26 protein-coding genes are annotated in these 22,378 nt (G+C 67.3%); 10 read left to right on the forward strand and 16 right to left on the reverse strand.

Features of this window, described 5'->3' with window-relative positions:
• Positions 1-220: 220 nt before the first annotated feature.
• From ACFCV3_RS22180 to ACFCV3_RS22195, 4 genes are read left to right on the forward strand one after another with little or no spacing between them, the layout of a single operon-like run.
• Complete coding sequence (locus tag ACFCV3_RS22180) at positions 221-934, forward strand: MarR family transcriptional regulator (RefSeq protein WP_376032618.1); 714 nt, start codon at positions 221-223, stop codon at positions 932-934.
• Entirely contained in the window at positions 931-1,599 is a 669-nt protein-coding gene (locus ACFCV3_RS22185; RefSeq protein ID WP_376032620.1) for an arsenate reductase ArsC, read from the forward strand. The genes ACFCV3_RS22180 and ACFCV3_RS22185 overlap by 4 nt, the downstream gene beginning before the upstream one ends.
• Entirely contained in the window at positions 1,596-2,345 is a 750-nt protein-coding gene (locus ACFCV3_RS22190; protein ID WP_376032622.1) for an aquaporin, read from the forward strand. The genes ACFCV3_RS22185 and ACFCV3_RS22190 overlap by 4 nt, the downstream gene beginning before the upstream one ends.
• Positions 2,342-2,743 (forward strand): arsenate reductase ArsC, encoded by a 402-nt coding sequence (locus ACFCV3_RS22195; protein WP_376032624.1) that lies wholly within the window; start codon positions 2,342-2,344, stop codon positions 2,741-2,743. The genes ACFCV3_RS22190 and ACFCV3_RS22195 overlap by 4 nt, the downstream gene beginning before the upstream one ends.
• Before the next feature lie 16 nt (positions 2,744-2,759).
• Here the strand turns inward: ACFCV3_RS22195 and ACFCV3_RS22200 are convergent, their stop codons facing one another.
• The 4 genes from ACFCV3_RS22200 to ACFCV3_RS22215 are packed head-to-tail and all read right to left on the reverse strand — an operon-like array spanning position 2,760 to position 6,279.
• A complete protein-coding gene (locus ACFCV3_RS22200; RefSeq protein ID WP_376032626.1) occupies positions 2,760-3,794 on the reverse strand; it encodes an ArsO family NAD(P)H-dependent flavin-containing monooxygenase in 1,035 nt (344 codons plus the stop codon).
• 19 nt (positions 3,795-3,813) lie between these two features.
• A complete protein-coding gene (locus tag ACFCV3_RS22205) occupies positions 3,814-4,161 on the reverse strand; it encodes an ArsR/SmtB family transcription factor (RefSeq protein WP_376032628.1) in 348 nt (115 codons plus the stop codon).
• 36 nt (positions 4,162-4,197) lie between these two features.
• Positions 4,198-4,725 (reverse strand): hypothetical protein, encoded by a 528-nt coding sequence (locus ACFCV3_RS22210; RefSeq protein ID WP_376032630.1) that lies wholly within the window; start codon positions 4,723-4,725, stop codon positions 4,198-4,200.
• Positions 4,726-4,734: 9 nt separating this feature from the next.
• Positions 4,735-6,279, reverse strand: coding sequence for a glycoside hydrolase family 88 protein (locus tag ACFCV3_RS22215; protein ID WP_376032634.1), 1,545 nt, complete (start codon positions 6,277-6,279; stop codon positions 4,735-4,737).
• Between the two features lie 252 nt (positions 6,280-6,531).
• Here ACFCV3_RS22215 and ACFCV3_RS22220 point away from each other — a divergent pair, with 252 nt between their 5' ends.
• Positions 6,532-6,957, forward strand: coding sequence for a hypothetical protein (locus ACFCV3_RS22220; protein ID WP_376032636.1), 426 nt, complete (start codon positions 6,532-6,534; stop codon positions 6,955-6,957).
• A gap of 2 nt (positions 6,958-6,959) precedes the next feature.
• Here ACFCV3_RS22220 and ACFCV3_RS22225 read toward each other — a convergent pair whose 3' ends face one another.
• Positions 6,960-8,240, reverse strand: coding sequence for a glycosyltransferase (locus ACFCV3_RS22225; protein WP_376032638.1), 1,281 nt, complete (start codon positions 8,238-8,240; stop codon positions 6,960-6,962).
• Positions 8,237-10,438, reverse strand: a complete 2,202-nt coding sequence (locus ACFCV3_RS22230) for a glycoside hydrolase domain-containing protein (RefSeq protein ID WP_376032639.1) — start codon at positions 10,436-10,438, stop codon at positions 8,237-8,239. Before ACFCV3_RS22230 ends, ACFCV3_RS22225 begins: the two co-directional genes overlap by 4 nt.
• Before the next feature lie 148 nt (positions 10,439-10,586).
• On the opposite strand from ACFCV3_RS22230, the gene ACFCV3_RS22235 reads away from it, so the two are divergent.
• Positions 10,587-11,063: a GNAT family N-acetyltransferase gene (locus tag ACFCV3_RS22235; protein ID WP_376032641.1), complete on the forward strand. Its 477-nt coding sequence runs from the start codon at positions 10,587-10,589 to the stop codon at positions 11,061-11,063.
• 57 nt (positions 11,064-11,120) lie between these two features.
• A complete protein-coding gene (locus ACFCV3_RS22240; RefSeq protein WP_376032643.1) occupies positions 11,121-11,480 on the forward strand; it encodes a VOC family protein in 360 nt (119 codons plus the stop codon).
• 2 nt (positions 11,481-11,482) lie between these two features.
• Here the strand turns inward: ACFCV3_RS22240 and ACFCV3_RS22245 are convergent, their stop codons facing one another.
• The 10 genes from ACFCV3_RS22245 to aztA all read right to left on the reverse strand — a co-directional run bounded on the left by ACFCV3_RS22245 (position 11,483) and on the right by aztA (position 19,347).
• Positions 11,483-12,205: a hypothetical protein gene (locus ACFCV3_RS22245; RefSeq protein WP_376032644.1), complete on the reverse strand. Its 723-nt coding sequence runs from the start codon at positions 12,203-12,205 to the stop codon at positions 11,483-11,485.
• On the reverse strand, positions 12,205-13,344 hold the full coding sequence (locus ACFCV3_RS22250; RefSeq protein WP_376032646.1) for a hypothetical protein: 1,140 nt from the start codon (positions 13,342-13,344) through the stop codon (positions 12,205-12,207). The genes ACFCV3_RS22245 and ACFCV3_RS22250 overlap by 1 nt, the downstream gene beginning before the upstream one ends.
• Positions 13,341-14,600: a hypothetical protein gene (locus ACFCV3_RS22255; protein WP_376032648.1), complete on the reverse strand. Its 1,260-nt coding sequence runs from the start codon at positions 14,598-14,600 to the stop codon at positions 13,341-13,343. The genes ACFCV3_RS22250 and ACFCV3_RS22255 overlap by 4 nt, the downstream gene beginning before the upstream one ends.
• Positions 14,601-14,618: 18 nt before the next feature.
• Positions 14,619-15,488, reverse strand: a complete 870-nt coding sequence (locus ACFCV3_RS22260; protein ID WP_376032650.1) for a hypothetical protein — start codon at positions 15,486-15,488, stop codon at positions 14,619-14,621.
• Positions 15,489-16,976 (reverse strand): hypothetical protein, encoded by a 1,488-nt coding sequence (locus tag ACFCV3_RS22265; RefSeq protein WP_376032652.1) that lies wholly within the window; start codon positions 16,974-16,976, stop codon positions 15,489-15,491.
• A gap of 20 nt (positions 16,977-16,996) precedes the next feature.
• Positions 16,997-17,146 (reverse strand): hypothetical protein, encoded by a 150-nt coding sequence (locus ACFCV3_RS22270; RefSeq protein ID WP_376032653.1) that lies wholly within the window; start codon positions 17,144-17,146, stop codon positions 16,997-16,999.
• A gap of 59 nt (positions 17,147-17,205) precedes the next feature.
• Positions 17,206-17,613, reverse strand: coding sequence for a hypothetical protein (locus tag ACFCV3_RS22275; protein ID WP_376032655.1), 408 nt, complete (start codon positions 17,611-17,613; stop codon positions 17,206-17,208).
• Complete coding sequence (locus ACFCV3_RS22280) at positions 17,610-18,095, reverse strand: phage tail tube protein (protein WP_376032657.1); 486 nt, start codon at positions 18,093-18,095, stop codon at positions 17,610-17,612. The genes ACFCV3_RS22275 and ACFCV3_RS22280 overlap by 4 nt, the downstream gene beginning before the upstream one ends.
• Positions 18,096-18,107: 12 nt before the next feature.
• Positions 18,108-18,527 (reverse strand): minor capsid protein, encoded by a 420-nt coding sequence (locus ACFCV3_RS22285; RefSeq protein WP_376032659.1) that lies wholly within the window; start codon positions 18,525-18,527, stop codon positions 18,108-18,110.
• Positions 18,528-18,642: 115 nt separating this feature from the next.
• Positions 18,643-19,347, reverse strand: a complete 705-nt coding sequence (gene aztA, locus ACFCV3_RS22290) for a zinc ABC transporter ATP-binding protein AztA (protein WP_376032660.1) — start codon at positions 19,345-19,347, stop codon at positions 18,643-18,645.
• 47 nt (positions 19,348-19,394) lie between these two features.
• Here aztA and aztB point away from each other — a divergent pair, with 47 nt between their 5' ends.
• Genes aztB through aztC form a run of 3 tightly spaced genes read left to right on the forward strand, consistent with a single transcriptional unit; the run spans position 19,395 to position 22,371 of the window.
• Positions 19,395-20,267 (forward strand): zinc ABC transporter permease AztB, encoded by an 873-nt coding sequence (aztB, locus tag ACFCV3_RS22295; protein WP_376032662.1) that lies wholly within the window; start codon positions 19,395-19,397, stop codon positions 20,265-20,267.
• Positions 20,264-21,451 carry a hypothetical protein gene (locus tag ACFCV3_RS22300; RefSeq protein ID WP_376032664.1) on the forward strand — a complete coding sequence of 396 codons (1,188 nt, stop codon included), beginning with the start codon at positions 20,264-20,266 and terminating at the stop codon, positions 21,449-21,451. Before aztB ends, ACFCV3_RS22300 begins: the two co-directional genes overlap by 4 nt.
• The gene (gene aztC / locus ACFCV3_RS22305) at positions 21,448-22,371 is read left to right on the forward strand and encodes a zinc ABC transporter substrate-binding protein AztC (protein ID WP_376032666.1); all 924 of its coding nucleotides are present in this window, start codon (positions 21,448-21,450) and stop codon (positions 22,369-22,371) included. The genes ACFCV3_RS22300 and aztC overlap by 4 nt, the downstream gene beginning before the upstream one ends.
• The last annotated feature ends 7 nt before the right edge of the window (positions 22,372-22,378 follow it).

Below are 22,378 nucleotides of genomic sequence, written 5' to 3' on the forward strand. Positions count from 1 at the left end.
CCGAGCGCCAAGGACGGTAGCGCCCGGAGGGAAGGTGGCGTCGCCAGGCCGAGGTGGCGAGCCACGGGGCTCCGGGTGGTGGCGTCGAGCATCTAGGCCAGGGGTCGCTCTCAGGTAGGCATCGACCTTGGGCGGGGGTGATGCATGTCCAGATGGATGTAGTTGTCCGGGGACGCTGGACATGGCCCTGGCCACTGTGTTGACAGCGGATGGAAGCTCAGTGAGTATTGAGTCAATGGGCGTTGAGTGGAAGTCTCTGGAGGAGCGGGCGCGGGTGCATGCGGCGCTTGGGGATGTGGCGCGGCTGGCGATTGTGGATGCGTTGGGGGTGGGGGATGCGGCGCCGGGGGAGTTGGGGGCGTTGCTGGGGATGCCGACGAATCTGGTGGCTCATCACTTGAAGGTGTTGCAGGATGCGGGGCTCGTGGTGCGGGGGAGGTCCGAGGGGGATCATCGGCGGACTTATGTGCGGCTGGTGCCGGAGGCGTTGGTGTCGGTGGGGAGTCGGTTGCTGAACGAGGTGCCGCGGGTGGTGTTCGTGTGTACGCACAACTCGGCCCGCTCACAGCTCGCGGCGGCGATCTGGTCGCGGCGGAGTCGGGTGCCGGCGGCGTCGGCGGGGACGCAGCCGGCGGAGCGGGTGCATCCGCGGGCGGTGAAGGTGGCGCGGCGGCGCGGGCTTGATCCTGCGGCGTGGCGGACGGCGCAGGTGCACGACGTGGTGAAACCGGATGATTTGGTGATCGCGGTCTGCGACATTGCGTACGAAACTCTGCCGGCTGACGCTCGGCCGCGGGTGCATTGGTCGGTGCCGGATCCGGCGCCGGCGGATACGGATGCGGCTTTCGAGGCTGCGTACGACGAGATTGCCGGCCGGATCGATCGGCTGGAGCCACTGGTTTCTCAGAGCGGGGCAGAGGGGACGAGAGCATGACCGAAGTCGGCAGTTATCACCGCGAGGACTTGTCCATCGATCAGCAGCTTGCGTTGCGTACGGCGGCCTCCAGGCTCGGCGAGCAGTTCGCCGGCATCTACGGGCCGGAGACCATCGAGCGGTTCCTGCACTCGAGCTACGACCAGTTCGCCACCGGAAGCACCGTGCCGAACTTCCTGCCGTTGCTGGCCGAGCGGTTCGCGCGGCAGCGGTTGACGGCACTGGCCCGGGTCGAGGGGCACCACAACGACGGTCGTCCTGTGGTGCTGTTCCTGTGTGTGCACAACGCCGGCCGCAGCCAGATGGCGCTCGGGTTCTTCCAGCATCTGGTCGGTGATCGCGCGATCGCATGGTCAGGCGGCTCCGAGCCGGGTGTGGAGGTGAACCAGGCAGCGGTCGCGTCGATGGCCGAGCGTGGCATCGACATCTCCGCCGAGTACCCGAAGCCCTGGACCGATGAGGTGGTCCGGGCGGCAGATGTCGTGATCAGCATGGGGTGCGGCGACGCTTGCCCGATCTTCCCGGGCAAGCGGTACGAGGACTGGATCCTGGACGACCCGGCGGGCCTCGAGGTTGCGGATATCCGCCCGATCCGCGACGAGATCGAGCGCCGGGTCCGCCAGCTGCTCGACGAGCTCCAGGTACCTGCTGCGAGCGGCCGGTGAACACCCCACCACTCTGGCGCCGAGCAGTTGCCGAAGGCATCGGAACCGGCCTGCTGGTGACCGTCGTCGTCGGCTCGGGCATCGCCGCCGCGAAGCTGTCGCCCAACGATGTCGGACTCCAGTTGCTGGAGAACGCGTTCGCGACCGCGCTCGGACTCGCCGTACTGATCCTGATGATCGGACCTGTGTCCGGTGCACACTTCAACCCGGTGGTCTCGGCCGTCGACTGGTGGCTCGGTCGTCGTACCGGCACCGGGCTGACGGCGCGTGACCTCGGCGCCTACGTGCCCGCGCAGGTCATCGGTGCTGTGCTCGGCGCCGTACTTGCAAATCTGATGTACGGCGAGGCCGCGGTGTCCTGGTCGACGACGGACCGCAGCGCCGGTCACCTGTGGCTTGGTGAGGTCGTCGCGACAGCGGGCCTGATCGTCTTGATCTTCGCGTTGGCCGCGTCGGGTAGGGCTGCGGTCGCCCCGGCTGCGGTGGGCGCCTACATCGGAGCGGCGTACTGGTTCACGTCGTCGACATCGTTCGCCAATCCGGCTGTCACGATCGGGCGAGCGTTCAGCGATACCTTCGCCGGAATAGCCCCGGCGTCCTTGCCCGGCTTCGTCGTCGCTCAGATCATTGGCGCCACCGTCGGGGTCGGCCTGCTGGCCGTGCTGTACCCGCGTGCCGGGCGCGCGGCGAATGAAGTTGTCACTCCACACACCGAAATCCCTGCGATTACTGGAGCATCCAAGTGAGCAAGCCGAGTGTTCTGTTCGTCTGCGTCCACAATGCCGGCCGTTCCCAGATGGCCGCCGGCTGGCTGCGGCACCTGGCGGGCGACACGGTCGAGGTCCGGTCCGCCGGATCGGAACCGCGCGACCAGATCAACCCGATCGCGGTCGAGGCGATGCGTGAGGTCGGCATCGACATCACCGGCGCCGTCCCGCAGCGCTTGGAGACCGAGACCGTTCGCGAGAGCGACGTCATCGTCACCATGGGCTGTGGTGATGCCTGCCCGATCTTCCCCGGCAAGCGGTACGAGGACTGGGAGCTCACTGATCCCGCCGGACAGCCGATCGAGGTCGTCCGTCAGGTCCGTGACGAGATCCGCGACCGGATCGAGAAGCTCGTGATCGAGCTGCAGGCCGGCTGAGCCTGGGCGCGGGACGTCAGAGGTGGGTGACCAGTTCGCGTGCCGTACGGCCGGCGCCGATCAGGGTTGCGGAGGCCGGACCGGTCCAGTCGCCGTACCCGATCAGATGCAGGCGCGACTCCTTGACGGCCTGCGTTCCGTCGGTCGGGACGAGTCCGTCGTGCCCACGCAGGCCCAGTGTCCTGAGATGCCCGAGTGCCGGCCGGAAGCCTGTGCACCAGATGATCGCGTCGAAGGAAGACTCGCTGCCATCACGCCATCGAACACCGTGATCGACCAGACGAGCGAACGGCTCACGCGCCTGCAGTACGTCGCGATCGCGGGCCTCGCGGACGCTCTCGACCATCACGATGTCACCAAGCCCGCCGACCCCGCCGGTATCCGGACCACCGGCCTGACGTGCCCTGTGTCGGGCCGTGGCAATCTCGAACAGTGCTCGCCCGTCGACCTCGTCAGGCAGAAACCGCGGGGGTCGAAGTGTCACCCACGTGGTTTCGGCAACGGTTGAAACCTCGGCGAGGATCTGCGCGGCTGAGTTGCCGCCACCAACGATCAGCACCCGGTCACCGGCGAAGTCGGAGGCCTGCCGATAGTCGGCTGTGTGCAGTTGCCGGCCGGAGAATCTTCCCGGGTACGTCGGTATGAACGGCCTCGACCACGTTCCTGTCGCAGATACCACCTGGTCTGCTGTCCACTCGCCACGGTCACTGTGCACGTGAAGCAGTCCGCCGTCGCCTCGCGTCACGGACCGGACCGACACAGATCGTCGTACGGCGAGGTTGTACCGCTGCTCGTAGCGGGTGAGGTAGTCGACGACGTGAGCTGCTGGCGGGTAACCGCTGTCGCCGGTCCATGGCGGCATCATCCAGCCGGGCAAGGACGAGTACTGGGTGGGGGAGAATGTCCGCAGGGTCGGCCACATCCGGGCCCAGGCTCCGCCGGGCTGCTCAGCCGCATCGACGATCACGAAGTCTGCTCCCGGAACGAGCCCGGAACGGCGCAGGTAGAACCCGGTTGCCAGACCGGCCTGCCCGCCGCCGATCACCACCACGCGCACTGGGGTGCCGCGCTCAGACGGTTGCCGGGACGGAGAGCAGAGTCGAGAGCCAGGCCAGGCGCTCGGTCTCTGGCCAGTAGTAGACCCAGGTGCCGCGCCGCTCACAGCTGACCAGTCCGGCCTCGCGGAGAACCTTGAGGTGGTGGGAGATCGTCGGTCCGCTGACGTCGAACTCGGGCGTGAGGTCGCAGACGCACACTTCGTTTCCGGCCGAGGCGATGATCGACATCAGCCGGAGCCGGATCGGGTCGGACAAGGCCTTGAAGACTGCGGCGCCGTCCGCGGCCTGTGCCGGGTCGAGTGCGGCTTCGGAGATCGGCGTACAGCAGCTGTTGAGTACGGCGAGCTCCGGTCCAGGCATGTGTCTATCTTGACTCGTATCGAATCAACAGACAACCTACGGTGGCGCACTGAGGTAGACCAGCGGGATGAATACGGCCATCGCGACCAGGTCCAGGGCGCTTCGCGCGTAGTCCAGGACGAGGTACGAGTTCGGGAACTCGAAGAATGGGGGTACGTTCCCGGTCATGAAGCCCTGGCTGTCGCCCTGGATCAGCGCGACGAGGCTGGACAGAGCCCACAGGGAGGCGAACACGATCAGCATGATCCGCGCCCAGGGGCGGCCGCTGCGCAGCTTGAGTCCGAGCAGGATCCAGAGGCCGCTCAGGAGCAGGTAGAAGACCATGGACAAGATGAACAGGGCGAGCAAGGGCCCGTTCACCTTGTCACGGAGTTCGACCATCGACGCCTGAGCGTCCCCGCCCGTCGTGCTGAACACGTCGTCCACCGCCTTCTTCACGACCACGAAGGCGGCCACGTTGAGCACGGTCGCCAGCGGCGGCACCACGACCGCGATCCAGAACGCGATCTCGACCGCGGCCGGTCGCCTGCCGGTGAAACCGGACGAGCGCGGCGGCGAAGTCATGCGACAGAACTATAGGTGTTCTTCGTTCATGATCAGGAAGGCGCCGAGGCCGTGGAAGTCGTTGGTGGCACGGGCTCGGTCGATGTAGTACTGGTAGTTGCCGACGTTGGTACCGACGCTGATGTCGTTGAGGTGTGTGCGTCCGTCGTTGCCGAGGGAGATCGTGGCCAGAACGCCCTGGTAGCCGCGGTCGGCGGTCGCCTTGTACGACGGGTCGACGTACCCGCCCTGGACGGCTCGGGAGATGGTGAAGGTGTACATCGACGAGCAGGAGGTTTCGGTCCAGTTGTCGGTGCGGTTGCCCTTGTCAACGACCTGGAACCAGCGCCCGGTGTTCAGGTCCTGGTGTTGCGCGTAGGCCGCTACGAGCTTGCGCAGTACGGCGATCAGTTCGGCCCGGCGAGGCTGGTTGGTGGGTACCGCTTCGAGGACGTCGATGACCGCCATTCCGTACCAGCCCTCGGCGCGGCACCAGACCTCTGGCGCGAGCCCCGTGGTCGGATCCGCCCAGGTTTGGGCGCGAGCCTCGTCATACGCGTGGCGTAGGAGTCCGTTGGGCTGCTGGAGGTGTTTCGCGTACGTCAGCAGTTGGTCGACGGTCTCCCTGCCGGTATAGGTCGCGTCCCCGAACTCGCGGCCGTATTCGGCCAGGAAGGGGTCGACCATGAAGACGCCGTCACCCCAGAGTTGGTGCTGGCGGTAGGTGGCGGCGTGCCAGAAGCCGCCGTCGGTGGTGCGTGGGTAGGTGTTGAGCCTGGTGCGGATCTTGCCTGCGGCAACCTTGTAGCGGTTGTCGCCGGTCTCGTGGTGAAGGATGACCAGCAGCCGGCCGGAGAGCATGCTGTCGAGGTCGTTGAAGCTGTTGTTGATGCTGCCGGACGAGTCGACGAACCTGTCCACCCAGGACTTGATGTAGGCGAGGTACTTGGGGTCGTGCGTGCGCTGATAGACCAGGTACTGGCCGTAGAGATAGAGGCCTACAGGGTAGGACCAGCCGCCGATCGTCGTCGGCGTGTAGCGCGCCATGGTCGAGTCAACCATCGCTTTCGACCAGTCGGTCGCAACTGGAGTGACGTCGAGGTAGTCCAGGTTCGCGGTGCCCTCGGCAGTGGTTGCGGTGGCGCGGATCGTGTTCGAACCGGCGTTGAGATTCACGGTGGTCATGCGCGTAGTCCAGAGCGTCCATCCGCCGGTCGACGGGTAGGGGACGTTCTTGGCGACCACAGTGCCGTTGACCGTGATGTCGACGGCACGGATGGCGGTGGTGCCGTTGGCATGACCGAAGGCGAGGGTGGCAGGGCCGGCCTGGGCGCGGCCGACGGTCCACTGCACGTAGCTGCCGATGGCGTTGCGAGTGTTGACGAAACCCGTGCCAGAGAAGCCGGTGTGATTGCTGTCCACCGAACTGCCCGCCGAGTACGTCGCCACCTCCGCCTCGTACCGGCTCGTCGTACCGGCGAGCGCGGTGGCTGAGGGGAGTGCGACCGAAGGGGTGATCAGTGTGGAGAGGGACAGGAGCGCCGCCAGGGCGCGGCGCAGTGTGTGTGCACGCATCTCGAGCTCCAAAACCGGGGGCGGTCAGAGTTGGATTCAATCAACGCCTCGACTGTGACCGGACGCGTCACACTGCGTCAAGATGCTAATACGTATTAGTCAAGCCATCTGAGTATGTGTGCTCCTCGCCGGCCATCGAGAGTAGCGATGATTGTGTTGCCTAGCGCAACAAAGTGACCAGTATCGTCACCCGACCGCAGAGACTAGTCTGACGGCTGTACCAGTGGTCTACAGTCATCGATGAGAGCGGCTATGAGCGACGACCTGCAAGACGTGAACCAGTGCCTGGCGCAGTACGACGTAGTCATGTACAGGGGCGATGACGGCAGGCTGCGCATCTACGGGGACATCAACCGGATCCAGGACATCATCTTCGGTCCCTGCCTTGCCAAGTTTCCGCCCGGTGGCCGGCGGGAGTTGGATACGTTCTTCGCGGAGGAAGTCGACTTCCGCCTGGCGCGGATCATGCGTCGTGAGGGTATCGACGCAGTCATCGATCTGTCGACCGGGCAGATCGGCATCGAGATCAGGGGTGAGCATCCGGCCGACGAACTCTACGAGGCGTGCTTCAAGGAACTCCACGACTGGTATCGGGTACCGCCTGAGGAGCGACCATTCGAGGCTGTGCCCGCCGTGAGGCCGACGTCTGTCGGTCTCGACGACGAGCAGCCAGGCTGAGTTCAGGCGACGGGGACGGCCGAGGGTTGGGCTTGGGGGAAGAGGCGGTCGAAGACTTGGGCTCGGTCGAACTGCAGGGCGTGGGCTCGGGCGCGGTGTTCGGCTGCGGTCCGTTGCTCTGGGGTCCAGTCGCAGATGATGTTGTCGAGGGTGGTGCGGAGGGTGGCCGGGTCTCGGGGTGGGACCAGTTGGGCAGTGTCGCCTACTGCTTCGGGGACGCCGCCGGTGGGGCAGGTGATGATGGGGCCGCCGCCGGCCAGGGCCTTTTCGACCAGGGCGATGCCGAAGGTTTCGACGAACTCCGGTTGTTCGCGGGTGGGGAGGACGAAGGCTGCGCTGCCGGCCATGAGGGCGGGCTTTTCGGCGTCGTCGACGTCGGTGAGGATGTGCACGCGGTCGGCTAGGCCGGCTGCGGTGACGCGGGCGATGACTTCGGCTTCCTGGGGGCCGCGGCCGGCTAGGACCAGTTGGACGCGGTCGGCCGAGCGGGAGCCGGCGTAGGCGTCGATGAGGTCGTCGACGCCTTTGGCCGAGGCGATTCGGGACAGGAAGAGGATGTAGCCGTCGCGCGAGAGGCCGCGCCTGACCAGAGTTTCGGCGATCGCGTCGTCGGTGAGGGAGAGGTAGGGCCAGGAGTCGACGGCCGGGTACGAGATGGCGATGCGGTCGCGGCAGCGCTGGGCGAACGTCGTACCGTGCATGGCGTCCAGGGTTGCCGCCGAGGCGACGATGAGCTCTTTGGTGTACTCGGATACCGCCACGCAATGGTCAGCTGCCAAGTAGACGGACAGGATGTGGGCGGCGGCGCCGAAGCGGCCCGTGTTCACGCAATCGCGGACGACGTTGGTGATGTCGGAGCCGACTGCCTCGGCCACTGTGGTGACCTGGGCGGGGCCGATGCTGCGGGCCACTTGGACGGCTTCCTGTACGGCGATCGCGTGCGGGCTCAGGTAGAGGGACATCGCGACCGTCGGTACGCCGTCGGTGAAGAGCTCGATCAGCCGGCCGATGAGGCCGGAGAGGTAGCGGCCGTCGGGGACGCGGTAGTCGCCGACGGGATCGGGGCGCTCGACGGTGATGCCGGGGCTGTAGGGGAGGACGCCGTCGAGTGGTTTCAGCGGGAGGCCGGCTGCCTCCAGTGCGTCGAGCGGCCAGGTGACGATCCGTACGTCGTCGAAGCCGCGGGTGAGGGCCACCTCGGCGAGGCAGCGGGCCTCACCGGAGTGCCCGCAGATCACGGGGTCTGCGCGGACCACAATGACCAGACGGCGAGTGGGTTTCATGCCTCACCTCCAGAGGTGGATGGTGGCCTGATGCGAGTGCCCCAGCCGGATGGCTGAGGGGCCAGCGAGATGTGCAGGTTGCGGATGTGCCGCAGTTCGCGGCCGGAGATCCAGGGGCGTTCGAGTGTCTTGCCGTTCACCGCGATGGACTGGACGTAGGAGACCGGTCCGCCCGGCTCGACCGGCTCGAATCCGCTGGTGGTGATCGACAGGTCGCCGTTCGGCAGTTGGATCGTGGACTCCGCCACGGCCGGCGCGCTCACCAGGAACAGGTTCTGCCCAGCCACCGGGAACAGGCCGAGTGTCGCCCACACGTACCAAGCGGACAGCCCGCCGGAATCGTCGTTGCCTGGCAACCCGCCCCGGCCGGTGCCGAACTGGTTGGCGACCGCGGCATGCACCACCTCGGCGGTCCGGTCGGGCCGTCCCGCGTAGTGGTAGGACCACGGCGCCTCGTAGTCCGGTTCGTTGTTCAATCCCTCGAACCGGCACAGCGCATACCCGGCGTCCATCTCGGCCACACTCGGTGCCACTCCCGGCTGAGTGACCGGTACGGCGTCGTACCCGAAGAACCGGTCGAGCAGGCCCACGAACGCCTCGTCGCCGCCGGCGAGTGCGATCCGGGCACGCATGTCGTGCAGCAGCCGGAACGAGTAGTTCCACCGACCGCCCTCATAGAACGTCGAGTCGCGCAGCAGACCGGTGCCTGGGTCGTACGCCGCTCGCCAGCCCTGGGCGTGGTTGCGCATCTGCTGGGCCAGCGGCCGGTCGCGTACCTTCTGCGCGATCGCCGCGGTGCAGTGGTAGGCGTAGGCCAGGTCGAGGGTGTGGCTGATCGGGTGCGCAACACCGTGCACCAGATAGTCCTCGCCGTACGTGCGACGCAGGTCCATCTCCAGGTGCACCATGGCCCAGTCCCAGTCGATTCCAGGTAGATCGAGTTGGCACAGGTCGGCTAGGAAGGTATGTGCGAGGGCGCTGCCCTGCCGGGAGAACCGGTCGGCGCCCTTGGCCATGCGGTAGCCGATCGGCAGGTTGCCCTCCTGCTCGCAGATCGACAGCAGCGAGTTGGCCAGCGCGACCGAACGCTCCGGGAACAGCGTGGTCATCAGTGGTAGCTGCGTTCGGTAGATGTCCCACATGGTGCAGATGTCGAACGCGTACGGGCCCTCGGTCGTCCACGGGCTCTCGTCCGGGGCGAAGCACGGCTTGACCAGCGAGTGGTAGAGCGCGGTGCCGAAAACCGTTGCCTGGTCATCGGAGTCGGTCTTGATCTCGACCTTGCCGAGGTGGTCGCGCCAAGTGGCCGCGGTACGGTCGCGCCGGCTCGCGAAAGGGATACCGCCGAGGTCGGCGTACAGGTTGTCGCGGGCTGTCTCACATCCACGCAAAGAGAACCCGAGCCGCACCTCGACCGTCTGCTCGGCGCGCGAGGGACCCATGAACATCAGCCCGAACGGCCGCAGGGTGGTCGGCCGGATGTAGTCGAAGTCGAGGCGGGTGCCACCGGGCATGAGGCGCCGGTCGTACCACAGCAGCTGCCGCCAGCCGGGGGCATCGACCTCCAGGTGTACGGCGAGCGGTACCCCCTCGACGTGGATCTCGCCCTGAGCCACACCGGGGCCGAGCATCGCCAGGTGCGCCTTCAGCGGCACGGTCTGGCTGTGCGGGATGGCCAGGCCGCCGGTCGAGGCGTCGATGACGATCCGGGCGGCGTCGTTCGCTGGGAAGGTGTACCGGTGGACGGCGGACTTGGGGCCGACCGTCACTTCGCAGCGGATCCCCGAGCTCAGCGTCGCCGCGTAGTAGCCGGGCTCGGCCACCTCGTCCAGCAGGTCCCAGGTGGTGCCGAGGTCATCGAGGGGGCCGAGCATCGGCGTGACCCGGAAGTAGTTGTAGTACTTGCGGATCGCGCCCGTGCCGGACTGCTGGAAGTGGGTGAAGCCGGAGGCGACCGGGCGGTCGTAGAGCTGGTTGGGTACGCCCTCGGTGTTGAAGTCGTACAGCCCGTAGCCGGTCGGGTAGGCGCCGGAGTACGGGCAGGCCGAGACCATCCCGAACGGGTGCATGGCGCCCGGGTGGGTGTTGCCGACCTGCGGCTTGGGCCACCACCAGGTCCCGGCCAGGCCCTTGGGTGCGGGCAGGTCGGTGGCGCCGGTCCCGATGAACGGGTCAACGTACTCGTACAGGGGACTCACCGCCTCGCGCGCGGCCGACGTGGGCTCTCAAGGTAAGAAGCGCATGTTTCCGCCACGTAGACCGAAGGAGACGCGCAGGTTACGACCGCAGCGGACGCCCAGGCGGTCCGCCTGCCTCGTCCTGGACTGCGGTGGCTAGTGTGGCGTGATGCCAACCACTCGCGTCGATGTTGCCGACGTCACCGATCTCGACGACCTGGTTCGGCTCGAGACGGGTCTCTTCGCCGAGGACGCCGGTGCGCACGATGCACTGGTCGATGTCGGTTGGCCCGAGCAGCACGCGCGCGACGACTTCATTCGCCTGATGAGTAACGAGGCGGCACTGGTGCTCGTCGCGCGGCACGACGGGAGGGTCTCCGGGCATCTGGTCGGGTACGTCGGGGGTCCGTCGCCGACCCGGTTCGGCCGGCGTACCGCCGAGATTCGCAGCCTGTACGTCGACGAGGACGTTCGCTCCAGCGGCTTGGGCCAGCTGCTGGTCCGTGACTTCACGGCCTGGGCACAAACGCAGGCAGCCGCGGCCGTCGCCGTCACGGCCTACACCGCCAACCGGTCCGCGCGGGCCTTCTACGAGAAACTCGGCTTCGCCGAACAGAGCGTCGTACTCCGCATCGCCCTTGATTGATGACGGTCTGGTGCAACCGGACGGAAAATGTCCGGAATGGCGGGTAGCGTCGCTGGTATGGCTATCGCGATGTATCCCAGTTTTGTGATGGATTGCCCGGACCCGGCCGTGCTGGCGAGGTTCTACGGCGAGCTGCTCGGGTGGACGGTCAAGGCTGACGAGACCTGGGGAGAGATCCGCCCCGAGGACGGCAGCAACGTCATCTGCTTCCAGCCGGTGAAGGACTACCAGGCTCCGGCTTGGCCGGGCCAGGACGTGCCGCAGCAGATGCACCTCGATGTGATGGTGCGAGACCTCGACGCAGCCGAGCCCGAGGTGCTGAAGCTCGGCGCCACGAAGCCAGAACATCAGCCCGGTACGACGTTCCGCGTGTTCCTGGACCCGGCCGGGCACCCGTTCTGTCTGTGCGTCGACTGAGCTCAGGACTGGCGTTGGGTGGCGTCCATGGCGATGGCGTAGACGTTGCCGGTGCCGGAGGTACGCCGGTACTGGACGGCCACCCGGACCGGGCCGACGTAGGTTCCGCCCGGGAGAGCGTAGGGGCCGCGGTAATGGCGACCGAGGCCCGGGCCGTTGGTCCAGACGTCGACCTCGGTCTCGGTGCCGCCGACCGCGGTGATCATGATCCGGCCGCCGCCGGTGGTGCCGGAGTCGCAGCCGTCGACGGTGTAGAGCTCGATGAAGGGCTGGGCCTTGTTGAAGTTGGCCTCCCACACCGTCTCGTAGTTCCCGTTCGTGACGGTCGGCATGTCCTGCCCCCGGACCAGCTCGAAGGAGACCGGGATCCACGGGCGGGCCAGACCGGCTCCGGACTCGGCGTCGTCGGAGACCACGATGTCGTCGTTGCTGTCGGTCAACGCCCAGTACTGGCGTCCGCTCGACACCGCGTAGGTGTAGAGCACGCTGCTGCCCCCGTCGCGGCGGATCCGGATCACCTGCCGGCCGTTGCGATCCGGACCGAAGTACAGGATCTCGGTGCCGTCGGGATCGATCATCCGGATCGCGCCGTCGCCCTGGACGGTGAAGGTGCCGCCGGAGATGGTGGCATTGCCGATCCCGACCCGCTTCCGGAGCTCGTCCACTTCCTTGCGGAGGGCAACGACCTGGTCGATCAGGTTCGACGGCTGGTTGATCTGTCCCATCAGGTCACGTCCTCCAGCAGCGGGTTCATGGTCAGTGTCACGGACTCGCGGCCGTCGTCGCCGACCGCGACGTCCAGGCCGACGATCCGCATCAGGGTGTCGATCCCGTTGACGTGAAAGGCGTCCTTGATGATCACCCGGGCGTCGTCGCCCATCCCGATCTCGGCCACGGTCGGCGGCAGCGCACCGTGCACACTGAGAGTCGGCAGTACGACGGGCAACCGGCTGACCTGCTGATCCGACTCCGCGTGCGACTTCAGCTGGACCGGGTCGGTGACCGAGCTGTAGCCGTACTCGGTCTCGAGCAGCGGCCAGCCGTCGTCGTACCGGCTCTTGTCCTCGGCAACGCCGATCAGCATGCCGGCCTCGATCCCGTCGCCGGTGGCGAACGTCCGGGTCGCCATCCGGGTGCCGTCCGACGGCCACGTGTAGCTGAGCAGGTTGCCGCCGTACTCCCAGACGTGCGCGGAGCCGACCTGGCCGAGCCGCGGCGTACCGAGCCGCAGCCAGCGGGCCGGCCGCCCGTTGCGGTCGACCGGCCCGACGTCGAACATCATGTCCGGTCCGTCGAGCAGCTGCGACAGTTTGCGGAGAGCGTCGCCGGTGTTCGCGTTCTGGTACCCGAAGTAGGTGCGCTCGAGCCGGATGGCGGAGTCGCCGGAACCAGGTGGGAAGGTGATCCCGATGTCGCCGGCCCGATGGGACTGCGCCAGCGTGATCAGGTTGCGGGCGATCGCGTTCTGGTCCATCGACCAGAAGACCTGTCGCTTCGCGACGTAGTGTGGATCGGTGTAGGCCTGTTCGGCGAGCACCGGGAGCACCTTGCGGTGATCGAAGTACGACCAGAAATCGGCACAGCCGAGGGAGATCTGTGCCGAGCTGGACTCGTACCGGCGGGTCCAGATCAGCCCGCCCCAGACCGGCGTGGAGTCGCGCAGGACGTAGATGACGCGGCGGGCGGGGGTCGTCAGCTCGTACGGTTCGAGATTCTGGACGCGTGGATCACCCAGATGCAGGTTGGCCGAGAGCTGACCCACGTCGCCGAGCTTCTTCGAGTACCGCACCCCGGTCAGGGGGACCTCGGCGAGCGTCCGGTTCGTGAGCAGGTCGGAGATCAGGTACGTGTAGACCGGGGTCACGGCCTCAACCAGGTCAGCGTGATGTTGTTGAGGTTCTGGGTATCGATGAACTGGGTCCGGCCTGCGGCCGCGGCCGTCGTCCAGACGCTGGCGCTGATCCGGGTCCCGGCCGGGAAGAGATTGGTGGTCGAGACGTTGGCGTTCCCGGTGGAGTTGCCGGGCTGGTAGACCATCATGTTCGCGTAGCGCGTCTCGAGGTTGCCGGAGTCGGCGATCCCCAGATACAGGTAGTAGGGGTCGGCGCCGCCAGGAGACCGGAAGCGGGCACTCGTGGTGATGTTCCAGATGCCGGCGCGGTTGAGCGTGAAGATGGTGTTACTCGACGACGGTGTGACATCGGGCGACGTGTAGACCGCGGTCGGGAAGCCGACTCTGCTGTGTACCGACGCTGCGAAGGTCTGCTCCTGACCGGCGCGAACTTCGTACCGGGCCTCGTGCCGCGTCGTTCCGGTCGGTACGGCGGCCAGCCACGCACTGCCGGTCCACTTGTAGATCATCTGGTCCGAGGTGCTGAACACCAGCTGACCGAGGACCGGATCGGTGACAGTCGCGGTGATCTCGGCGACCGAGCTGCAGACCGGGATACTCGGCACCCGCCACGCGGCCCCGTCGTGGATCTCCAGCCACCGGCGATCACGCCGGTACGCCGTCAGCCCGTCGTACGGCGTTGTCGCGTTGCGCCCGTCAGCACTGCGCACCGGAACGACGCCGCCGAGCCCGACCACCCAGCTCGGCCGCTGGTCCGTGATCATCTCCGGAGTGATCGTGGTGGCGCCGCCCGGGATCCGGACGATCGCGAGCCGGACGTAGTCGGGGGAGCCCGGGACGGCCGGCTCGCCCGGGGTCGGCGACGGCGAGCCCACGATGTGCCGGACGGTGAAGGCGTTGGTGGTGTCGCCGTAGAACTTGTCGGCCTGCTGGGCAATGATCAGGTCGATCCGGCTGTCCGACGAGTGGGCCGGGTTGTCCGTCAGCAGGTCGAGTGTCTTGACCGAGTCGAGCGTCTGCACGTAGCTGCCGATACCCCGCGATGCCCGCATGAACATCTGGAACGGCTGGACGGTCACGACCTTGTCCGGTGTCGGTGCCGCCGCGGCCACCAGGCCGGGCTCACCACTGCCGGGGCGGATGCCGTCACGGCTGATGACAGGGGTGGCGCCGGGCTGCATCAGGGCGCTGACCGCCAGCCGCGCGTCCTCGGTGGTGATCACACCGTTCGGTGAGTCGGAGACGGCCCACGAATTGCGCTCGGCCATGACGTATCCCTTCAGCAATCAGATGGTGGCGTGTCGCCAGCGGGCCGTGAGCAGCGCGCTCGGATGGTACGAGGCGGCGGCGAAGTCGACCTGGACCGAGGTGCCGGCGGGGATCGGGAACCACTCGCGGGTGAAGAGCCGGTCGCTGCGGCTGACGCCGTTCAGCAGGACGGTCCTGGCGTCGGTGTCGATGACAAGGGTCTGTCCGGTATGCACGGTGAAGGCGGGGTCGAAGACCAGCCGCTGACCGGTGTCGCGGTTGGTGATGATCGGGCCGTCGACCGGGCCACGAACCTCCCACACCGGCCAGCTGGCCGCGCCACCGGAGTTGACCAGCGTGAGCCTGCCCCCAGGCCGGCCGGTCCCGAACTTCAACGGGAAGACGAGCGGGAACTCCAGCCCGTCGGTCGGCGGCGACGGCAACCCGGTGGCGGCGGTCTGGCCGACGAGCGAGTAGATCCGGGGATCCGTCGCCTGCCATTGGACGGCGCCGGTCGTGTAGCCGATCGCATAGAACCGCTCGACGCTGATCGTTCGCCGGGTACAGCGTGCGTTCACCTGCCACGTCTCACCGTCCAGCCGGATCACCAACGGTTCCTCGATCGGCTGCTCGGTCGGTGCGGTGATGGTGCGCAGCTTCGTGATGACCGCGCCGAACTCCTCGAGCGGGACGCCCTTGATCAGGTACGTCAGCGTGATCGTGCGCTTGCCCATCACCTGGCTGCCCTGGAACGCACCGTGCCGGTTGGGCCGGTCCGGGTCGTCGCCGCGCGCGTCGGGCAGATCCAGCCAGCCTTGGAGGTTGGTCATCCGGTACGGGCTGTCGGTCCCGAGCAACGTGCCGCGCCACTCGAGTTGGCCGTCCGCGGTGATCAGCTCGCCGGCCACTCAGCCACCTCCTCGCGACATCCAGTCGAGTTCGTGGGCAATATCGGCCGGCGTCTGCTCCGGGGTGGTGTAGAAGTTCTCGATCCGGATCACCGCCCGCTCCGGCTCCGCCGTACTGCCTCCCGCGGTAGCAAGCTGGTACGGCGTCGCCGTGGCCAGGCTCAGATCGCCGATGCCGGCGGTGACCAGCCCGGCCAGCTGGGACGAGGCCCGGGCGACCGCGGCACTGGTGTCCTCGATGCCCTTGGCCAGGCCCAACGGGACCCAGCGACCGAGTTCGGCGGCGACCTTGGAAGGGGAACTGATGCCGAGGATCGACTTGATCGGGCCCGGGATGATGTCCTTGATCAGGCCGATGATCTTGTCCTTGATCCAGGTCGCCGCGGCCTTCAGCCCGTTCCACAGTCCTTCGAGGATCGACCGGCCGACGTCGAGCAGCAGGTTCCCCAGGTTGCCCAGGGCACCGAGGATGCGTCCGGGCAGCCCACCGAGCCAGGACAGCAGCTCGCCGAGTTTGCCGACCGCCGCGCTGAAGACACCACCGAACCAGCCCGCGACCTTGCCGGGGAGCTGACCGAGCCAGCCGATCGCCGCGAGGACGCCGTCGATCGCGGCCGAGATCCCGGAGACGATGGCGTTCCAGATCATCTTGAGGAAGTCCCAGATGGCCTGGAACGCGGCCTTCGTCCAGGCCACGATGGTGTCCCAGTTCGCGATGATCAGCGCGACCAGTCCGACCACGGCCGCGATGATCAGCGGGATCGGGCCCATCGCGAGCAACCAGGCCGCCGCCATCCGGGCGCCCTGGAGCAGTGCCTGGGTCCCCATCAGAACCCAGGCGCCGACGATCTTCGCGGCGTTCGCGACCGCGGTCCAGCCCATCAGCCCCCACTGCACCAGCATCATGGCGCTCTGTGCGACGAACTGCGCCGCGGCGACGACTGCTTGAGCGGCCATGGTTGCGAACGCGGCGATGGTGGCCGCGGCGGCAATGGCAGCTGCGATCCCCAGCTGGATCAGGGCCGGCAGAAAGAACGCGAGGATGATTCCGCCGACGATCATCAGCGGGGTCTGGTTGGCCGCGATCCACTGCCCGAGCGACTGGAACGCCGGAACGACGGTCCCGGTGATGAAGTTGCTCACGGCATCGAACGCGGGCTGGAGCTTGGTCGTGAGGAAGCCGATCGCGGCCTGCAGGCCGGCCTGGAGACCGGTTGCGAGCAAGCCCATCACGGGTCCGCCGACGAGGGACAGGAGTCCGCCGCCAAGTGCCACGGCGGCGTCGACGCCGATCCCGGCGGCCGCGCCGACGACCGGGCCCTTGTTCTTGCCCAGCGCCTCGGCGACCTTGCGGCCGGCCTCGTCGGCCTTCGCGACGATGTCGTTCTTGGCCTCGTCGAACTTGGTCCGCATCTGCGTCAGCGTGTCCTGGAACAACGTGTCGTTCAGGCCGATGTTGGCCACGAAGTCACCCACGGACAGGGCCACCTCTGCTCACCTCCCTCCCGTTACAGGTTGCTGATGACGGATCGTGCCGTGTCGCTGTTCACCTCGACGGGTTCGTTCGCGGTGACCTGGCGCCAGACGCTCTCGGGTGACAGACCGGACAGCAGAGCGGCGAACTCCCACCACGACAGTCCGTCGTCGAGGTCCGCCATCAGGTCCCGGCCGTACTCGCGCCGCCAGTCCGCGTAGAGCAGCCGCCAGTGCTTGAGAATCAGCCGGATTGTGCCGGTGCCGTCGCCCCCTTCGCGGGGGCCACGCCGTTTCCCGGTGCTGCTTGCCGGTTCTTGTAGACCTGCTGACAGGTACCGAGTACGTCGGGCAGGTCGTCGATCTCCAGGCCGCGGTTCAGGATGTCGACCAGGTTCTCCTCGCCGAGCAGCGCCGACAGCATGTCGAACGCCTCTTCCGCGGTGACCTCGTCACTGGCCGAGCGCCCGTTCTTCTGCGCCGATACCGCGAACAGGATCAGCTTGGCCGGCAGCGAATGCGGCAGTGTGTAGACCTTGCCGAGGATGCGGATCTTCGGTGCGACCCGGGCGGCCTTGCGTTCGCGCCACGCCTCGTCGAAGTCGTAGTCGACCTCTTGGTCGTCCGGCAGCTGGTCTTCGGCAGTCGTCACTTCTTGGCCCCGTCCTTGGCGGCAGCAGGAGTGGTGACCGGCGCGGTGGTCGAGGCGCCGGACCGGGTCACGGTCGCGGCCCAGGCGAACTTGTCGTTGTTGCCACCGCCCTGCTCGCCCAGCGAGAAGGTCGCGTTCCAGACCTTCCAGGTGGTGTCCATCGGATGCCGAAACCGGATCTTGCCGATGCTCGCGAACCCGACCTGGGTGGCGAGCGCCTCGACCCTGGCCTGACCGGGATCCTGGGCTCCGTTGGCCGGATCCTTGAGCAGGAAGCCCTCGAGCTCCAGGATCGCGCCGCGCTGGATGATCTCCTGCTCGTAGTTGCCCGCGGAGTCGAACGTCGTGGTGTCGACGACCTCCTCGTTCTCACTCGCGTTCGGTACGGCGGAGTTGAGCCCGCCGAGCGGGGTCCACGTCGTACCGTTCGCTTCGGCGACCTGGATGATGATGTCGCGGGCGTTGATCTTCACTGCTGGCATGCGCTGTTCCTCTCAGCTGCGGTTCACGGTCGGCCGGTGCAGTTCCATCCGCACGGCCACCGACCACTCGTCACGCGCGTTGGTGTCGCGACCGGCGAAGATCGGGCCTGCCTGGGTACCGACACCGAGCACGAGCCAGGTGCCGCCGGGCAGCCGCCGGTTGGCCAGCCCGTGGATCGCGTCGTAGATCGCCTGGGCCCGGGCTTCGGCGACGGTGGCGTTGTTCGGAGTGCCACGGACGCGGAACAGGACGACCGGTTCGTCGTACCCGAGCCGGCTGTCGGACTCCACACCGGGCTGACGGGTCAATACCACCGCCGCGTCGGTCGTCGCGGGCATTCCGCCGAGGAAGATGTCGCCGCCGGTGGGCGGGTCGTAGTCACCCAGACCGAGCTCTTCGAGCAGTCCTGCGACTTCCTCGAGCAAGGTCACGCCGTTCCTCCCCAGTAGGACGTGGCAACGCCGACATCGTGCACGTCCGCACACGCCGCGTCAAAGGTTCAGGAACAAGCGGAGTGAGAGGTCTAATCGACGCGGTGCAAGAGGTCTAGACGCGTTCGGCGAATTGCCAGACGCGGTTGAGCGCGTTGTCGGTCAGTACGTCGGACGGTGGGCCTTCGCTCAGCAGTTGACCATCGTGCAGCAGCACGCAGTGGCCGGTACGGCGGGCTGCCGCCAGGTCGTGGGTTGCCTGGACCACGGTGACGCCGTTCGCGGTCACCTCGTCGAGCACATCTGTGATCGCTTGGCGCGCCGATGCGTCGAGGCCGGTGGTCGGTTCGTCGAGCAGGAGGAGGTCGGCCTCCTGCGCCAGGCCTTGCGCGACCAGGGCGCGTTGCCGTTGTCCGCCTGACAGCTCGCCCAATTGCCGGCCGGCGAGATCGGCGATGCCCAGCCGCTCCATCCAGGAGTCGACCACCGCCCGGTCGCGCGCGGTCAGACGCCTCCACAGTCCGCGATGTCCCCAGCGACCCATCGACACGGTCTCCCGGACGGTGAGCGGGAACGTGTCGGCGATCGCGCTGCGCTGGACGACGAAGGCCGGTCGTTCCTTGGTGCGATGAACGACCGTCCCGGCCGTCACCGGGATCACGCCGGCCAGCACACCGAGCAGCGTGGACTTCCCTGATCCGTTGGCTCCGACGACGGCCGTCGTACTGAACGCCGGGATCTGGGCAGCGAAGCCGGACAGGACCGGCCGGCCCGGGTACCCGGCCGCCACAGCGCTGAGCGTGACCTGAGAGGCTGCCATGAGACTCCTTTTGAATTGATAATCGTTTTCATTATAGGGTCCTCGGCATGGACTGGTTGACGGCACCCTTCGAGGTGACATTCGTTCAGCGGGCCCTGTGGGGCGGCATTCTGGTGTCGCTGATCTGTGCGCTGGCGGGCACCTGGGTCGTCCTGCGGGGGATGGCCTTTTTGGGCGATGCGATGGCTCACGGCATGCTTCCGGGCGTCGCCCTGGCCGCGCTCCTGGGCGGGAACCTGCTGATCGGCGCTGCCCTCAGCGCGACGGCGATGGCGCTCGGCGTCACCGCGGCCGCCCGTACGGCGCGGCTCTCGCAGGACACCGGGATCGGCCTGCTGTTCGTCGGAATGCTCTCGCTGGGTGTGATCATCGTCTCCAGATCGCAGTCCTTCGCCGTCGACCTGACCGGCTTCCTGTTCGGTGACGTGCTCGCGGTCCGGAACACACACCTGACTCAGCTCGCTGTCGCACTGGTCCTGGCCCTCGTCGTGTCGGTGCTCGGACATCGGGCCTTCGTTGCACTCGCGTTCGATGAACGCAAAGCCCAGACCCTCGGCCTGCATCCACGGCTGGCGCAGATCGCCTTGCTGGGACTGCTGACACTTGCGATCGTCGCGTCGTTCCATGTGGTCGGAACGCTGCTGGTCTTCGGTCTGCTGATCGCGCCGCCGGCGGCCGCCTTGCCGTGGGCCCGGCGAATCCCCTTGATCATGGCCGGAGCCGCCTGCTTCGGTATCAGCGCGACATTCCTCGGCCTGCTGCTGTCCTGGCACCTGGCCACCGCGGCCGGCGCGACCATCGCCGCCGTCGCGGTCCTGCAGTTCCTGCTGTCGACCATCGCCGCGAGCATCCGCAATCGCCTGCGGACACAGCATTCGCCGGTGCTCGGCCATCGATTGGAATACGGACACCCGTCATGAGATTTAGAGCCATTTCCGTCGTACTCGCCGCGGTCCTGCTGGCGACCGGCTGCCAGCGCGGCAGCGACGCCAAGGCAGAAGCACCACATGGGTACGTCGAAGGTGCCGAGGAAACTGCCGAGCAGCAGTCGCGTCTGGTACTCGCGGATGCAGGCACCGGCGCGGTACAGATCCTCGACCTGATCACCGAAAAGGTGAGTCCGGCGGGGAAGGTCGGTAACGTCCGCGAGCTGGCCACCGACGGCAGATTCGCCTTCCTGGGCACCGATACCGGCGCGCACGTCGTCGACAGCGGCGCCTGGATGGTGGACCACGGTGACCACGTGCACTACTACCGCGCGAAGATCCGCACGGCCGGTGACATCCAAGGCAAGCGGCCACGGCACATCCACAGCGATCCGGCGATCACTGCTGTCAGCTTCCAGGATGGCAGTGTCCGCCTGTACGACCGGACGAAGCTGGAGTCGGCCACAGCCGACGAGGGCCGACCGCTCGACAGCGGCACGCAGCCTGTCCCGGTCGTCCCTTATCAGGAACACCTCTTGGTTCCCGGGACCGGCAGCCGACAGGACGTGGTCGAGGTTCGTGACCGCCAAGGTGCGGTGAAGGCGTCGCTCGAACAAACCTGCCCGCAGGTCCGTGGCGAAGCAGTCACCCGGCGCGGCGTGGTCTTCGGGTGTTCCGATGGTGCGCTGCTCGTCACCGCGAAGGAGGGCAAGTTCACCGGTGAGAAGATCCCGTACGGCGGACCGGTCGCCGACCGCGATCGCCCGACCGACTTCCGGCACCGGGTAGGCAGTACGACGCTCACGGCCAAGTCCGGCGACAACGCGGTCTGGGTTCTCGATGTCACCAAGCGGAGCTGGAAGCTGGTGCAGACCGGACCTGTCGTCGCCGCGAACACCGCGGGCGAGGGCGCGCCACTACTCGCGCTCACGGCGAACGGCGTACTGAAGGGTTATGACGTGGTCACCGGGAAGCAGACCGCAGCCACCAAAGCGTTGTCCGGGCCGGGCCGGAAGGTCGGACCGCAGGCGGTGATCGAAGTCGACACCAGCCGTGCGTACGTGAACGACTCCGTGGCCCGCAAGGTCTACGAGATCGACTACAACGACGACCTCCGGCTGGCCCGGACCTTCCCGCTCGACTTCGCGCCGAGCCTGATGGTGGAGACCGGACGATGAGACGCCGTACGATCGCGGTTTTCGCTGCACTGAGCTGTGTGCTTGTGGGCCTGACGGCGTGCACGCCCGGTGGCTCCGGGCGTCCCAGCGTGGTCGTCACCACGAACATCCTGGGCGACATCACCCGCAACATCGTGGGCGATCAGGCCGAGGTCACCGTGCTGATGGAGGCCAACGCCGATCCGCATTCGTTCGGGGTCTCCGCGCAGCAGGCGGCCAGGCTCGAGCAGGCCGATCTCGTTGTGTACAACGGACTTGGGCTCGAGGAGAACGTGCTGCGACATGTCGAGGCGGCGCGGGAGTCCGGTGTCGCGACCTTCGCGGCCGGCGACGCGGCCGACCCGATCGCTTACACCTCGGGAGACACGGCCGGCAAGCCCGATCCGCACTTCTGGACCGATCCGGACCGCGTGGTCAAGGCCGCCGGTCTGATCGCCGACCAGGTCGTGAAGAACGTCAAGGGTGTCGACGAAACCTCGATCCGGGCGAATGCCGATCGCTACCGGACCGAGCTTCAAGAACTCACCACCTGGATGGAGAAGAGCTTCGCCCGGATCCCAGCCGGACAACGCAACCTGGTGACCAACCACCATGTCTTCGGATACCTGTCGCAGCGCTTCGGGTTCCGGGTCATCGGCGCCGTCATCCCCAGCGGTACGACGCTCGCCTCGCCCAGCGCGTCCGATCTCCGATCGCTCGTGACGGCCATCGAGCAGGCCGGTGTCCGCGCGATCTTCGCCGACTCCTCCCAGCCCGACCGTCTGGCCCAGGTCCTCAAACGCGAAAGCAAGGTCGAGGTGAAGGTCGTGCCGCTGTTCTCGGAATCCCTCACCGAGCCCGACCAAGGCGCCGCCACCTATCTGCAGATGATGCGCGCCAACACCACCGCGATCTCCGACGGCCTGACCGTCGCCCCCTGATCACCCC

The organism is Kribbella sp. NPDC056345 (genome assembly GCF_042262745.1).
Taxonomy (GTDB): Bacteria; Actinomycetota; Actinomycetes; order Propionibacteriales; family Kribbellaceae; genus Kribbella.

Excerpts from the sequence above, each read along its gene's own strand:
- ACFCV3_RS22280 (WP_376032657.1), bottom strand. The coding sequence starts at position 18,095 with ATGCCAGCAGTGAAGATCAACGCCCGCGACATCATCATCCAGGTCGCC.
- ACFCV3_RS22270 (WP_376032653.1), bottom strand. The coding sequence starts at position 17,146 with ATGGCGGACCTCGACGACGGACTGTCGTGGTGGGAGTTCGCCGCTCTG.
- ACFCV3_RS22240 (WP_376032643.1), top strand. The coding sequence starts at position 11,121 with ATGGCTATCGCGATGTATCCCAGTTTTGTGATGGATTGCCCGGACCCG.
- aztB (WP_376032662.1), top strand. The coding sequence starts at position 19,395 with ATGGACTGGTTGACGGCACCCTTCGAGGTGACATTCGTTCAGCGGGCC.
- ACFCV3_RS22220 (WP_376032636.1), top strand. The coding sequence starts at position 6,532 with ATGAGCGACGACCTGCAAGACGTGAACCAGTGCCTGGCGCAGTACGAC.
- aztC (WP_376032666.1), top strand. The coding sequence starts at position 21,448 with ATGAGACGCCGTACGATCGCGGTTTTCGCTGCACTGAGCTGTGTGCTT.
- ACFCV3_RS22185 (WP_376032620.1), top strand. The coding sequence starts at position 931 with ATGACCGAAGTCGGCAGTTATCACCGCGAGGACTTGTCCATCGATCAG.
- ACFCV3_RS22255 (WP_376032648.1), bottom strand. The coding sequence starts at position 14,600 with ATGGCCGAGCGCAATTCGTGGGCCGTCTCCGACTCACCGAACGGTGTG.
- ACFCV3_RS22300 (WP_376032664.1), top strand. The coding sequence starts at position 20,264 with ATGAGATTTAGAGCCATTTCCGTCGTACTCGCCGCGGTCCTGCTGGCG.
- aztA (WP_376032660.1), bottom strand. The coding sequence starts at position 19,347 with ATGGCAGCCTCTCAGGTCACGCTCAGCGCTGTGGCGGCCGGGTACCCG.
- ACFCV3_RS22245 (WP_376032644.1), bottom strand. The coding sequence starts at position 12,205 with ATGGGACAGATCAACCAGCCGTCGAACCTGATCGACCAGGTCGTTGCC.
- ACFCV3_RS22210 (WP_376032630.1), bottom strand. The coding sequence starts at position 4,725 with ATGACTTCGCCGCCGCGCTCGTCCGGTTTCACCGGCAGGCGACCGGCC.
- ACFCV3_RS22215 (WP_376032634.1), bottom strand. The coding sequence starts at position 6,279 with ATGCGTGCACACACACTGCGCCGCGCCCTGGCGGCGCTCCTGTCCCTC.
- ACFCV3_RS22235 (WP_376032641.1), top strand. The coding sequence starts at position 10,587 with ATGCCAACCACTCGCGTCGATGTTGCCGACGTCACCGATCTCGACGAC.
- ACFCV3_RS22205 (WP_376032628.1), bottom strand. The coding sequence starts at position 4,161 with ATGCCTGGACCGGAGCTCGCCGTACTCAACAGCTGCTGTACGCCGATC.
- ACFCV3_RS22225 (WP_376032638.1), bottom strand. The coding sequence starts at position 8,240 with ATGAAACCCACTCGCCGTCTGGTCATTGTGGTCCGCGCAGACCCCGTG.